Raw genomic sequence first — 13,568 nt, 5'->3', positions numbered from 1 at the left:
TGTAACTCGCCCGTCACGTTAACGGGGCGGTGCAAACCCGGGGCGAGCTGCGGCTGAACGGGGCGCTAAACGTCGGGCCACCACGTGTGGTCGGCCGCGATGTAGTGGAACGCCGTGCGCACCTCGGCCTCGTCGATCCCCTTGAGCCGCGCCCACGCCTTGCGGTACACGCGCAGCTGGAGCGCCGCGTGCTCGGCGGCCTCGCCGCGCGGCGGGCGGCCCGTCTTCCAGTCCACGATGTCGTACCCGCCGCCGTCGCGGTGGAACACCGCGTCGATGCGCCCGCGCACCACCGTCCCCTCGTACTCGACCACGAACGGCACCTCCTGCGCGGCGATCCGCCGCCCCGCCCACGCCGAGGCCCGGAACGCGGCCTTGAGCCGCTCCAGGTCCGCCTGGTCCACGGCCTCGTCGGCCGCGCCCGGCAGGTCCACCGGGTCGAACAGGGTGCCGCCGCCGAAGAACTCCTCGACCCACGAGTGGAACTCCGTGCCCCGCTGCGTCGCCGGGCGCGGCGGCTGCGGCATCGGCCGCCGCCGCTCGGCCGCGAAGCCCTCCTCGTCGGCGCGCATCGCCATGAGCTGCGAGGTCGACAGCCGCGCGGGCCGCGGCAGCCGCACCACCCCCGACTCGCGCTCGTCCCGCTCCGCGAGCAGCAGCTCCGCCTCCTCGCGCCACTGCCGCGCCAGCGGCCCCTCCCGCTCCGGCTCCGGCGCCGACAGCACCAGCTCCGCGGCCTCCGCGAACACCGCCTGCCGCGAACCCAAGGGCGCCTTGGCCGGCCACTGCGCCGTCCGCGCCTGGTCCTCAAGCGGGTTCGACGGCCCCGGGTCCGTCCACACCGGCACCTCCGCGCCCGCGTTCCGCGCCTCCTGGAGGAACGGCGCCGGTTTGCGCGCCGACCGCGCCTCCGCGTCCCACCAGTACCCCGACGCCAGGAGCGAGCGCCGCGCCCGCGTGAGCGCCACGTACGCGAGCCGCCGCTCCTCGTCGAGCCGCGCCTCCCGGTCGTCGGTCTTGAAGTCCTGCACGGCCTTCTTCACGTCGGCGGGGGTGTGCGCCTCGTCCAGGTACAGGACCGGCAGGTTCTCGGCGTCGCCCCGCAGCCCGTACGGCAGCCGCGCCGCGTCCGACACCCACGTCGAGTCGCGCTTCACCGACGTCGGCAGCACCCCCTCGCACAGGCCCGGCACCGACACCACGTCCCACTCCAGGCCCTTCGCGGCGTGCACCGTCATCAGCTGCACCACCCCGCCCGCCGGGTTCGCGCCCTCCACGACCAGGCCGCGCTCGCGCTTCGCCGCCGACTCCAGGTACGACAGGAACCCCGGGACGCTCGCCCCGAGCGTGTCGTTCTCGTAGGACGCCGCGATGTCCGTGAACTCGTCCAGATTCGACAGGTCGCCGTGGTGGAGCATGACCTCCACGTCGAGACCCGAGTGGGCGATCACGTCGCCCACCACGTCGGGCAGGCTCTGCCCGAGCCGCCCGCGAATCCAGCTCAGCTCCTCGTGCAGCTGCCCGAACCGCAGGTACCCGAGCGTCGAGTACCGCTCGGCCGCACCGGGATCGGCGAGCGCGTCCGCCAGGGACGCCTCCGCGTCGGCGCCCGCGTCCGGCTCGAACCCGCGCGAGTCGGGGGCGAGCTCCCGCGCGCGCGTCCACAGCGCCGCGATGTCCCTCGGCCCGATCCGCCACCGGTTCCCCGCGAGCAGCCGCATGAGCGAGGGCCCGTTCATCGGGTCGGCCGCGGCCCGCAGCATCGCCACGGTCTCGGCGACCTCCGGGTAGTACAGCAGCCCGAGCGAGCCCACGACCTGCACGGGCAGGCCCGCATTGGTGAGCGCCCGGTGCAGGGCCGGGATCTGGCGGCGCTTGCGGATGAGGACCGCGGCGGTCTCGTCGGCGCCGGGCTCCCACACGGCGGCGAGGCGCGCGGCGATCCACTCGGCCTCGTCGGCGGCCGTCAGGTGCATGGCCGCCTCGACCGAGCCGATGCCGTGCTCGTCGTCGAACTTGGCGCCCACCGTGAGCGGCGGGACCGCGCCCGCGCGCAGCGGCTCGGACACGGCGTTCGCGGTCTCCAGGACCGCTTCGCGGTTGCGCCACGACTTCGTCAGGTACGTGACCGTGGCGGGGGTCCCGCCCGCGGCCGGGAAGTCCTGCGGGAACCGCTGGAGCGTGCCCGCCGAGGCCCCGCGCCACGAGTAGATCGACTGGTTCGGGTCGCCCACGGCCGTCACCGGGTGCCCGCCGCCGAACAGGTCCCGCAGCAGCGACACCTGCGAGAACGAGGTGTCCTGGTACTCGTCGAGGAGCACCACGCGCCACCGGTCGCGCTCGGTGCGGATGATCTCGGGCGCGCCCGCGACGAGCTGCGCGGCCAGCGAGAGCTGGTCGGCGAAGTCCATGACGCCGAGCTCGCGCTTGCGCCGGTCCCACGCCTCCACCAGCGGCAGGAGCTGGTCCCGCTTGCGGCGCAGGGACATCAGGTTCCGGAACTCGTCGTTCAACCGCGCGGAGGACCGCTCCTCCAAGTGCTCGTACAGGTCCCGGTCGAAGCGGCGCAGGTCGGCGCCGTCCCGCAGGTGCTCGGCGAGCTGCTCCGCGAGCTGGAGCACCAGCTCGGTGACGCGGTCGACGCTCACGTCGAACTCGCTCATCTCGCCGTCCCACGCGCACACCAGGTCCCGCGCGAGCTGCCACCGGCCCGTGTCGGTGACCACGCGCGTGCCCGGCTCGATGCCGATGCGCAGCCCGTGCTCGCCGACCAGGCCGCCCGCGTACGCGTTGTACGTGGACACCGTGGGCTCGCCGTGCAGCTCCGCGAGCTCGGGGAGCGACTCGGTGAGCCGCCGCAGCTTGTCGCGCACGCGCGCGGCCAGCTCCGCGGCGGCCTTGCGCGTGAACGTGAGGCCGAGGATGTGCTCGGGCCGCACCACCCGGTTGGCGATGAGCCACACCACCCGGTCGGCCATCGTCGTGGTCTTCCCCGAGCCCGCGCCCGCGATGACCAGCAGCGGGTCCCGCCCCGCCTCGATGACCGCGCGCTGCTCCTCGGTGGGGGAGGGCTGCCCGAGCCGGTTCGCGAGCCCGACGGCGCCGAAGCTCCGGTGCCCCGCGACCCGCTCGCCCACCTGGCCGCCCACCCGCGCCTCGCTCACCCGCGCCTCATTCATCGGTGACCTGCCGTCCCTCGTCCGCGATCGGGCAGCAGTGCTTGACCGAGCAGGTCTCGCACTTGCTGGTGTTGCGGGCCTCGAACACCGACCCGGCCATGCGGTTCGCCGTGTCCGCCACCAGGTTCCGCGCCCAGTCCGGGTTCTCGGCCTCCCCGAGCGGGCCCTGCGCCACGGTCTTCGTCGACTTGTTCTCGATGTTCGGGTACACCAGCTCGGCGCCGCCCGGCTCGCCCCCCTCGGGGAACGCGCCCTCCGCGACCGCCAGCTGGTACACGCCCAGCTGCGCGTGCTGCTCCACCTCGGCCTTGGTGGGCGCGGTCTTCCCGGTCTTCAGGTCCACCACGTACAGCCGCCCGTCGCCGTCGCGCTCCAACCGGTCGATCTGCCCCGACATGACGACCTCCACGCCCGGCGGCCCCAGTTCGAGCTTCACCCGGAACGACCGCTCCGCGCCGATCAGCTCCCTCTGGTTCGCGCCCAGCCAGGCCGCGAACCGCTCCACCGCGCCCGAGACGCGCCGCCGCTGCTGCTCGGCGTGCCAGGGCGCCTCGAACGGCAGCCGGTCGAAGTGCTCGCCCACGACCTGCTCCATGACCGCCTTCGGGTCGGCCCCCGGATCGACCGTGACCGCCTCCGCGGCCGCGTGCAGGAGCGTTCCGAGGTGGCGCGGCAGCAGGTCGCCGTCGTCGGCGCCGTGCGATTCGAGGACCCACCGCAGCCCGCACTGCTGCGTCGTCTCCACCTGCGAGGGCGAGATCCGGACCGTCTCCCCGGCGAGCGCGAGCGCCCGCTCGTCCGAGATCTGCGCGAGCCCCCACCACTTCGCGGGGTCCGCGCCCGGCACGCCCGTCCCGGCGAGCCGCCGCAGCCCGGCGGCGGCCGCGTCGCGCTCGGCGTGCCCGGCGTCCACCACCGCCTCCCGCAGCCGCGCCGCGAGCGACGCCAGGCTCAGGGGGCGCCCGCGCCGCGGCGCCGCCGCGGGCTCGACGCCCAGCTCCCCGCAGAACCGGCTCGGCTGCGCGTCGTCGGAGTCCACGGCCGTGACCAGCAGCCGGGTGCGCGCGCGGGTGCACGCGTTGTAGAACAGCCGCCGCTCCTCGTCGAGGAGCTGCGCGACCTGGTCGACGTCGGCGCGCCCGTCGAGGACGTCCACGAGCGCCTCCGCGCCCAGGAGCGAGCCGCGCGGCCGCAGGTTCGGCCACACGCCCTCCTGCGCGCCTGCGACGACGACGAAGTCCCAGCGCCGCCCGTGCGCGGCGTGCGCGGTCGCGAGCGTCACCGCGTCGCCCAGTTCCGCACGCGCCGAGAGGAAGTCGCCGGGGAGCTGCTGGTGCAGCACGTGCTCGCAGAAGACCTCCGCGCCCGCGCCCGGCTGCTTCTTCTCGTAGTCGGCGGCGAGGTCGAACATGGCGATGACCGCGTCCAGCTCGGCGTCGGCGCGCTGCGCCCGCCGGTCCGAGGACAGGGCCCGCCGCCGCAGCTTCTCGCTCAGCTCCGACGCCTCCCACACCGTCCACAGCGTCTCGGTGATGCCGGTGCCCGCGCGGGCGGCGGTGAACAGCGCGTCGAGCCGCCGCGCGGGCGCGGCCCACTCCTCGTCGGGGAGCGCCGCGATGCGCGCGGGGTCGGCGAGGGCCTCCACGAGCAGGTCCGCGCCGGGGGAGAAGTCGTCGGCCGCGACGGCCAGCCGCCGCAGCTCCTGGCGCAGCCGCCGCTCCGCGAACGGGTCGGCGCCGCCGAACTGCGAGTGCAGCAGGCCGGCCGCGACGGCCTCGTCGAGCCGCTCGGGGTGGCGGCCGACCAGGACCGTGCGCAGCAGGTCCCGGACCGTGGGGTGGGCCGGGAGCGGCACGTCGTCGGCGGCCTGGCGGGTCGGCACCCCGGCGTGCTGCATGGCCCGGCGCAGGTGCGGGATCGCCGACGCGGACTTGACGACGACCGCCATGTCGCCGTAGGGGACCCCGTCGAGCAGGTGGGCGCGGCGCGCGGTGTCGGCGATGTACACGGCCTCCCGCGTCGGCGAGGGCAGGTACACGACCTCGGCGCGGCCCGGCTCCTCCGAGCGGGTGCCGCGGCGCCGGTCGCGGTCGGAGCCGCGCAGCCGCCGCGACAGGACCGTCGTCGCCGCCAGCGGCGCGAGCGCCGTGTCGTGGACGTCGTTCAACTGGACGACCGGGGCCTCCTCGCCCGCGCCGGTGGGGAACCGGTCGGGGAACTCCCGCACCGACTCCGGGTCGCCGCCCTGGTAGCCGAAGACGGCCGCGTCGGGGGAGCCCGCGGCGACGAGGTTCCCGCCCTCGCCCGCGAGCAGGTGCAGCAGCCCCAGGTGCGCGGGGGTCGCGTCCTGGAGGTCGTCGACGAACACCCACGAGGGCCGCGGGAGCAGCTCGGGACGCGCGCGCAGCGCGGCCGCGGCGGCCCGCACGATCTCCGCGGAGTCGTACAGGGCGCTCGACATCGACTGGAGCGCGAGCGTGGTGACGTACCGGTCGTAGAAGCGCGCGGCCGCGCCCCACTCGGGCCGGTCGTGGTCGAGCGCGAGCCGCGTCAGCTCGGGCGCGGAGAGCCCGCGCTCGCCGCTGCGCAGCACCAGGTCGCGCAGTTGCTGCGCGAACGCGTAGGTGCGCACGGCCTCCTCGAACCCCTCGGGCCACCCGAAGTCCTCGCCTTCGAGCATCGAGCGGATGAGCGCGTCGGCCTCGGGGCCGGTGAGCAGCCGCGGCTCCTCGCGGCCCTCCGCGGCGGCGGCGGACCGCAGGAGCGCGAACGCGAACGCGGGGAAGGTGTACACGCCGACCTCGGCGGCCGAGCGGTGGGCCGTGGCGGCGTTGAGGCGGGCCCGCAAGTACGCGGTGTCCTGGCGGCGCAGGCCGAAGAACAGGATCGACGCCGGGTCGGCCCCGGCCTCCACCTTCGCGGCGGCGGCCCGCAGGAGCGCCTCGGTCTTCCCGGTCTGGGGCCCGCCGCGCACCAGCAGCGGCCCGGCGGCGTGCTCCACCGCCGCCCGCTGCGCCGGGTCGAGTGGGGACTCCTCCTCGGCGGGCGGATCGGTCAACTCATAGCGGAGGTCCAGCACGCTGCCCATGGAACCACAGCGAAGCACGGGGGTACGACAATCCCGCCCCCGGAGGGGCGCATAGGGCGGCGCCGCCGGTCCGGGGTGTTGACGGACCGGCGGCGCCTGGTTTCCCTTGCGATCAGTTGAAGCTGAGGTTGCGGCGGCGCAGCCCCGCGTACGCGAAGGCCGCCAGGGCCGCGGCGATCACGGTGAGCACCACCAGGGCCGCGGTCGAGAAGTCCTCGGCCGGGTAGTTCCCGAGGTGGTCGAACGGGGAGACCGCCTTCGCCCACTCCGGGAGCTTGAGCAGCCCGCCGAAGTAGACGACCAGGAGCGTCCACGTCCACGCGAGCCACCGCAGCCAGCCCGCGCGCGGCAGCCACGCGAAGGCCGCGAACACGAACGCGACGAGCACCCAGATCGCCGGGAGCTGCACGAGCGTGCCGGTCATGATCTTCCCGAACAGGCCGCCGTCGCCGCCTGCGCCGACCGCGGCGAGCCCGAGGCCCCCGAGGATGTTCGTGACCGTGGCGGCGAACAGCGCGGCCGGCAGGTACGTGCCGGGCCAGCCGAGGCGCGACACGGGCCCTGCGGCGACGAGCTCGCCGCGCCCCACGGTCTCCTCCTTGCGGCCGCGGCCGACGACGAGCACGCCGAACAGGGCCGCGACGATCGCGTTGATCGAGATGAACGTGGTCGCGAAGCTCAGTTTCAGGTCGGCCCCGCCCCGGTCGAGGATCTCCTTCTGCGCCGCCGACAGGCCGTCGGCGAAGTCGTCGGCGCCGCCGAGGACCGAGCCGTACGCCATGCCCAGCAGCAGGAGCGTGATCGCGCCGGTCCAGATGAGCCCGCGGGTGAGGCGCAGCGTCAGCGCCCCGGCGGACCTCAGCCCCGGCTTGGCCTCGGCGCGGCCGCGGCGGGCCGCGAACATGCCCTGCCCGAAGTCGCGGTGCGCGACCAGCGTGAACGCCACGAGCACCGCCGCGACCGCGACGAGCACCGACACCAGCAGCGGCCACCACCGCTGCTCGGGCGTGTACACGAAGGTGAGCTGCGACCAGCCGATCGGGGAGAGCCAGGTCGCCCAGTTCCCCTCGGCGTTCCCGGCGCCCGCGAACAGGACCGACGCGCCGAGCGCGGCGAGTCCGTACCCGGTCGCGGTGGAGGCGTTCTCGCTGAGCTGCGCGGCGACGGCCGTGAGGCCCGCGAAGACCAGGCCGACCGCGGTGTGGACGGCTCCGAACAGGAGCGGGCTGGTCCCGTCCCCGCCGTCGAGGCCCGTGGCGGCGAGGGCCAGGAGCCCGCCGAGGACGACCGCGGCCCCGGCGCTGACGAGCAGCGCGGCGGCCAGGTCGGCGCGGCGCCCGATCGGCAGCGACCGGATGACCTCCGAACGGGAGGTCTCCTCGTCGGCGCGGGTGAGGCGCGTGACGAGCAGGACGAACATGACGGCGGTCATCGCGCAGGTCCACAGGATCATCCGGTGGGCGAACAGCGCGCCGACGCTCTCGGCGTACGCGTGGACGTACTCGGCGGGCCCGCTCATCGAGAGCATCGCGGGGGAGCTCATCGTGGCCGCGAACCCGGCCCGCTCGGCCTCGGTCGTGTACTGGTCGGCGATGACGGGCACGACCATCCAGGTGAACCCGGCGATGCCCGCGATCCACCAGAACAGGAACATGCGGGACCGGCGGAGCTGGAACCGGAGGATCTTGCCGGTCCCGGCGAGCGTCCCGAGGCCGGACTCGATCTCCGCTGCTGCGGTGGTCATCTGCCGTTCCCCTCGTGGACGCCCGACGCGGCGAGCTCGTCGCCGTAGAAGCGCATGAAGATCTGCTCCAGGGACGGCGGCTCGCAGGTGAGCCCGGCGACGCCCGCGACGGCGAGCTGCGCGAGCACGTCGTCGAGCGCCGAGGCGTCGACGGTGCAGTCGATGTCGAGGCCGTCGACCGCGAGGTCGTGGACGCCCTCGTTGTCCTCCAGGCCCCGCACGGGGTTCTTCAGGGTCGCGCGCAGCCGCGAGCGCGACAGGTGCCGCATCTCGGCGAGCGAGCCGGTCTCGACGATGACGCCCTTGCGGATGATGCTCACCCGCTCGCACAGCGCCTCGACCTCGCTCATGATGTGGCTGGAGAGGAGCACGGTGCGGCCCTGGGCGGCGGCCTCCTTGACGCACTCGTTGAAGACCGCGCCCATGAGCGGGTCGAGGCCGGAGGTGGGCTCGTCGAGCAGGAGGAGGTCGACGTCGGCGGCGAACGCGGCGACGAGGGCGACCTTCTGCCGGTTGCCCTTGGAGTAGGAGCGGCCCTTCTTGCGCGGGTCGAGGTCGAAGCGCTCCAGGAGCTCGTCGCGCTTGCCCTTGTCGACGCCGCCGCGCAGGCGCCCGAGCAGGTCGATGGTCTCCCCGCCGGTGAGGCCGGGCCACAGGGCGACGTCGCCGGGCACGTAGGCGAGGCGCTTGTGGAGTTCGGCGCCGTCCTTCCAGGGGTCGGCGCCGAAGAGTTCGGCGCGGCCCTCGTCGGACCTGAGCATCCCGAGCAGGACGCGGATGGTGGTGGACTTGCCGGCGCCGTTCGGGCCCAGGAATCCGTGGGTCTCGCCTTGGGCCACTTCGAGGTTGAGATGATCGAGCGCGGTCACGTGACCGAAGCGCTTGACCAGGTTCTCAGTGCGGATCACTGCGTTCATGCGCTCAAGCTATCATAGTTTTCACAAATTTGTGAAACATGTAGAGCGTCAAGATATCATCAACACGCATCAGGACGCGGCGAAGGAGAGTCATGGAAGAGCACAGCGCGGAGCGCAAGGCCATGCTCGACTACGTGGAGCAGTTCTCCGCGATCCTGATCAGCAGCGGGATGCAGCGCATGGCCGCCCGCGTCTTCACGTACATCCTGGTCGACGACGACGAGACCTACACGGCCGCCGAGATCGCCGAGGGCCTGAGCATCAGCCTCGCGGCCGTCTCCGGCGCGGTGCGCGAGCTGCTCGCCGCCGGGCTGGTCTTCAAGACCCGCCGCCCCTCCACCCGCGCCGACGTCTACCGCCTCAACGACGAGGACATCTGGGGCGGCATCATGCTCGACCGCTCGGGCTTCCTCGACCGCTACCGCGACACCGCCGTCATCGGGATCGAGAGCCTCCCCGAGGGGCCGGGCCGCGACCGTCTCATCCAGACGGCCGCGTTCATGGAGTTCATCAAGGTCGAGATGCGGCTCATGCACGAGCACTGGCGGGAGCGCAAGCTGGAGATCAGCGCCGCATACGAAGCGCGACGCCGCGACGCGGGGGCGTCCGGCTAGTCCGGTATGCTGCAAGCCTGACCGCCCCGATCAGCGACGAACCCTGGAGGAAGCCGACGTGGCCGACGACACCAGCCGCTCCGATGCGACCGCCGACAAGGGTCGTCCCACCCGCAAGCAGGGCGAGAAGACCGCCGAGCGCAACCCCTTCAAGAAGCTCGGACGGTTCCTGCGCGAGGTGGTCGAGCAGCTCCGCAAGGTCGTCTACCCGACCCGCCGCCAGCTCATCACCTACTCGATCGTGGTGCTCGTCTTCGTCGGCATCATGATGGCGTACATCGGCGGGCTCGACCTGCTCTTCGGCGACCTCGTCCGCCGCGCCTTCGGCGCCGACTCCTGAGTTTTCCCGGCCCGGGGGGCCGACCGGTTCGCGTGACCTGCGCCGTTTCGACGGTGCCTGAGTCGCGGCGCGCCGCGGAGCGGCTACCCTAGTGGGTATGACGCGCGCCGGTTCCGCCGGCGCGCGACTTCACAGGCGGCCCTGTCCGAGGCGGCGAGGCCGTTCGGCGGCGCGGCGCCGCCGCATCCGAGAAACCGAAGCACAGTCGCAGTGTCCCGCCGTCCGCGGGCACCGAGCCGGAATGAGAGTCAAGCGTGTCTGAGTTCGACGAGGCCTTGAAGGAAGAAGCCGCGGCGCAGGCCGCTGCCGCCCAGGTCGCGGACGTCGACGACGAGCCGGAGACCGACGAGGAGTCCGCGGAGCCCACCGAGCCCGAGGTCGACCCGGCCGAGGCGCTGCGCGCGAAGCTGCGCTTCGCCCCCGGCGAGTGGTACGTGCTGCACTCCTACGCCGGCTTCGAGAACCGCGTGCGCTCGAACCTGGAGAACCGCATCCAGTCCTTCGACATGGAGGACTACATCTACCAGATCGAGGTCCCCACCCACACCGAGGTGGAGATCAAGAACGGCAAGCGCTCCAAGGTGGAGGCCAAGGTCTTCCCCTCGTACGTGCTCGTCCGCATGGAGATGACGCCCGAGTCCTACTCGGTCGTGCGCAACACCCCGGGCGTGACCGGCTTCGTCGGCGTGGTCGACCGCACCGACCGGCCCAGCCCGCTCCCGCTCGACGAGGTCATCCAGTGGCTGCTCCCGCCCGAGCAGAAGCCGAAGGACGAGTCCTCGGCCGACGCCTCCTCGTCCGACCCGGACATCAAGGTCGACTTCGCCGAGGGCGAGTCGGTCACCGTGGTCGACGGCGCGTTCGCCTCGATGCCCGCCACGATCGCCGAGATCAACGCCGAGCAGCAGAAGCTCAAGGTCCTCGTGTCGATCTTCGGCCGCGAGACCCCGGTCGAGCTCAACTTCAACCAGGTCTCGAAGCTGTAGCACGAGCTACAGCTCACACACCTCGCTCCAGGGACCCAAAGCTTCACGGGGTACCCTGGAGCGGTTGCGCAGCAGCTAGGCGCTGCTGCGCTCGCAAGAAGACGCGGGGGAACGGCCCCGCGTAATCCCAGGAAGAGAAGGACACGATGGCTCCCAACAAGAAGGCCGTTGTGACGTTCAAGCTGGAGCTCCAGGGTGGTCAGGCCACTCCGGCTCCGCCGGTGGGCCCCGCCCTCGGTCAGCACGGCGTCAACATCATGGAGTTCTGCAAGGCCTACAACGCGGCCACCGAATCCCAGCGCGGCGAAGTCCTCCCCGCTGAGATCACGGTGTACGAGGACCGTTCGTTCACGTTCGTCCTCAAGACCCCGCCGGCCGCGAAGCTCCTGCTCAAGGCCGCCGGCGTCCCCAAGGGCTCGGGCGAGCCGCACCGCGTCAAGGTCGGCAAGGTGACCTCGGCCCAGGTGCGCGAGATCGCGGAGAAGAAGCTCCCCGACCTCAACGCCAACGACCTCGACGCCGCGTCGCTCATCGTCGCCGGCACCGCCCGCTCCATGGGCATCACCGTCGAGGGCTAGCGCCACCCGAACGTCACTTCCGCCGGCGCCGCCGGCGGCGAACCCAGTGGAGGGGCGCGCGCCCGCCCTCACCACGACATCCGAAGGATGGAACATGAAGCGCAGCAAGAAGTACCAAGACCTGCTCAAGAAGGTCGACCGGACGCAGTTCTACGCCCCGGTCGAGGCCACCGGCCTCGCCAAGGAGACCTCCCCGACGAAGTTCGACGCCACCGTCGAGGTCGCGCTCCGCCTGGGCGTCGACCCGCGCCAGGCCGACCAGCTCGTCCGCGGCACCGTCTCCCTGCCCCACGGCACGGGCAAGACCGTCCGCGTCATCGTCTTCGCCGAGGGCGACAAGGCCGAGGCGGCCGTCGCCGCGGGCGCCGACGAGGTGGGCTCCGACGAGCTCGTCAAGCGGATCTCCGAGGGCTGGCTCGAATTCGACGCCGCCGTCGCCACCCCCGACCAGATGGCCAAGATCGGCCGGATCGCGCGGATCCTGGGCCCGCGCGGCCTCATGCCGAACCCGAAGACCGGCACCGTCACGCCGGACGTCGCCAAGGCCGTCACCGAGATCAAGGCCGGCAAGATCGCGTTCCGCGTCGACAAGCACGCGAACCTGCACCTGCCGATCGGCAAGACCAGCTTCTCGGCCGAGCAGCTCGCGGAGAACTACAACGCGGCCCTCGAAGAGGTCCAGCGGCTCAAGCCCGCCAGCTCGAAGGGCGTCTACATCAAGAAGTCCACGATCTCCACCACCATGGGCCCGGGCATCCCGGTCGACCCGCAGGCGGTCAAGATCAAGTAGCGCCCCCAAGGTGTGACGTAGCCCCGGTGCAGGCCTCCTGCGCCGGGGTTTCGCATGTCAGGGGTGTACCGTGGCGGAGAACAACCCATAGACCGTTCGGTCACCGCCTTGCGCGGTTGTAAACCCTCCGGGGACCGACGTAGGGCGACTACTCGAAGCGACCATGGTGCGGGCTCCGGCCCGAAGGTCCCAGTGATGAGGCGTCCGCGAGGGCGCCTTTTTTGTCGCCTCCGCACGGTTGTGGATTGACCAGCCGAGAAAGGAGGGAAACATGGCTGACAGGGAATACCCGGCGGGCAAGACGACCGCCATCGCCGAACTCGCCGACGACTTCTCCAACGCGACCGCCACGGTGCTCACCGAGTACCGCGGGCTGACCGTTGCCGAACTGCGCGAGCTCCGGCGTTCCCTCGGCGAGGGGACGCAGTACCGCGTCGCCAAGAACACCCTCGCCAAGCGCGCCGCCAACCAGGTCGGTGTCACCGGCCTGGACGAGCTGTTCGTCGGCCCCACCGCGATCACCTTCATCCAGGGTGACCCGGTCGAGGCCGCCAAGGGGCTCCGAGCGTTCGCGAAGTCGCACGAGGCCTTGGTGATCAAGGGCGGGTACATGGAGGGCAAGCCCCTCTCCGTCGATGAGATCAACAAGCTCGCCGACCTCGAATCCCGCGAGGTGCTGCTGGCGAAGCTCGCCGGTGCGCTCAAGGCCACCGCGCAGAAGACCGCCTCCGTGCTCGCCGCCCCCGCCGGGCAGGTGGCACGACTCGGTGCGGCGCTGCAGGACAAGAAAGCGGCCGCCGGGGAGTAATCCCGGGCGGGCCCGAGACTTTACAGAAAGGAACACACCATGGCTAAGCTGTCCACCGACGAGCTGCTCGAGCAGTTCGAGGGCATGACGCTCCTCGAGGTCTCCGACTTCGTGAAGGCGTTCGAGGAGAAGTTCGACGTCACCGCCGCCGCCCCCGTCGCCGTGGCCGCCGTCGCCGGCGCCGCCGGCGGCGAGGAAGCCGCTGTCGAGAAGGACACCTTCGACGTGGTCCTCGACTCGGCCGGCGAGTCGAAGATCAAGGTCATCAAGGAGGTGCGCGCCCTCACCGGGCTCGGCCTCAAGGAGGCCAAGGAGCTCGTCGAGAGCGCCCCCAAGGCCGTCCTCGAAGGTGCGAAGAAGGACGACGCGGAGAAGGCCAAGGAGGCCCTCGAAGGCGCCGGCGCCACCGTGTCGCTCAAGTAGCACTTCCCTTAGACGCCAGGGGCCTCCCAGCCCTGCGTACGGAGACCGGGGCCGCACTGCATCGCGCAGTGCGGCCCCGGTTTCGTGCCGCCTGAGAGATT

The 13,568-nt window shown here is 72.4% G+C and carries 11 protein-coding genes; 7 read left to right on the top strand and 4 right to left on the bottom strand.

All coding sequences use genetic code 11. The annotated features are described in order from the left end of the window. Window positions 1–65 precede the first annotated feature (65 nt). The 4 genes from ACFFXY_RS14160 to ACFFXY_RS14145 form a co-directional block, all read right to left on the bottom strand. Window positions 66–3,164 carry an ATP-dependent helicase gene (locus ACFFXY_RS14160; RefSeq protein ID WP_382351458.1) on the bottom strand — a complete coding sequence of 1,033 codons (3,099 nt, stop codon included), beginning with the start codon at window positions 3,162–3,164 and terminating at the stop codon, window positions 66–68. Between the two features lie 7 nt (window positions 3,165–3,171). Then, entirely contained in the window at window positions 3,172–6,267 is a 3,096-nt protein-coding gene (locus ACFFXY_RS14155) for a PD-(D/E)XK nuclease family protein (protein WP_382351455.1), read from the bottom strand. A gap of 112 nt (window positions 6,268–6,379) precedes the next feature. Beyond that, window positions 6,380–8,011, bottom strand: coding sequence for an ABC transporter permease (locus ACFFXY_RS14150; RefSeq protein ID WP_382351452.1), 1,632 nt, complete (start codon window positions 8,009–8,011; stop codon window positions 6,380–6,382). After that, on the bottom strand, window positions 8,008–8,928 hold the full coding sequence (locus ACFFXY_RS14145; RefSeq protein ID WP_382351449.1) for an ABC transporter ATP-binding protein: 921 nt from the start codon (window positions 8,926–8,928) through the stop codon (window positions 8,008–8,010). The genes ACFFXY_RS14150 and ACFFXY_RS14145 overlap by 4 nt, the downstream gene beginning before the upstream one ends. A 92-nt stretch (window positions 8,929–9,020) precedes the next feature. Between ACFFXY_RS14145 and ACFFXY_RS14140 the strand changes: the two genes are divergently transcribed. The 7 genes from ACFFXY_RS14140 to rplL all read left to right on the top strand — a co-directional run bounded on the left by ACFFXY_RS14140 (window position 9,021) and on the right by rplL (window position 13,467). Beyond that, on the top strand, window positions 9,021–9,542 hold the full coding sequence (locus ACFFXY_RS14140; RefSeq protein ID WP_382351446.1) for a GbsR/MarR family transcriptional regulator: 522 nt from the start codon (window positions 9,021–9,023) through the stop codon (window positions 9,540–9,542). Window positions 9,543–9,600: 58 nt separating this feature from the next. Further along, window positions 9,601–9,882 (top strand): preprotein translocase subunit SecE, encoded by a 282-nt coding sequence (gene secE, locus ACFFXY_RS14135; RefSeq protein WP_198667517.1) that lies wholly within the window; start codon window positions 9,601–9,603, stop codon window positions 9,880–9,882. A gap of 254 nt (window positions 9,883–10,136) precedes the next feature. Continuing rightward, a complete protein-coding gene (gene nusG, locus ACFFXY_RS14130; protein WP_382351442.1) occupies window positions 10,137–10,868 on the top strand; it encodes a transcription termination/antitermination protein NusG in 732 nt (243 codons plus the stop codon). Window positions 10,869–11,014: 146 nt separating this feature from the next. Beyond that, window positions 11,015–11,446, top strand: coding sequence for a 50S ribosomal protein L11 (gene rplK / locus ACFFXY_RS14125; RefSeq protein WP_106361868.1), 432 nt, complete (start codon window positions 11,015–11,017; stop codon window positions 11,444–11,446). A gap of 94 nt (window positions 11,447–11,540) precedes the next feature. After that, window positions 11,541–12,236, top strand: a complete 696-nt coding sequence (gene rplA, locus ACFFXY_RS14120) for a 50S ribosomal protein L1 (protein WP_360056577.1) — start codon at window positions 11,541–11,543, stop codon at window positions 12,234–12,236. Window positions 12,237–12,507: 271 nt separating this feature from the next. Further along, window positions 12,508–13,044 (top strand): 50S ribosomal protein L10, encoded by a 537-nt coding sequence (rplJ, locus tag ACFFXY_RS14115; protein WP_382351438.1) that lies wholly within the window; start codon window positions 12,508–12,510, stop codon window positions 13,042–13,044. 39 nt (window positions 13,045–13,083) lie between these two features. Next, window positions 13,084–13,467, top strand: a complete 384-nt coding sequence (gene rplL, locus ACFFXY_RS14110; protein WP_382351436.1) for a 50S ribosomal protein L7/L12 — start codon at window positions 13,084–13,086, stop codon at window positions 13,465–13,467. The last annotated feature ends 101 nt before the right edge of the window (window positions 13,468–13,568 follow it).

Origin of the sequence: Glycomyces mayteni, assembly GCF_042428885.1 — a bacterium.
GTDB lineage: Bacteria > Actinomycetota > Actinomycetes > Mycobacteriales > Micromonosporaceae > Glycomyces > Glycomyces mayteni.
The sequence above is the reverse complement of the archived record's forward strand: the minus strand, read 5'-3'. Positions and strand labels throughout refer to the sequence as shown.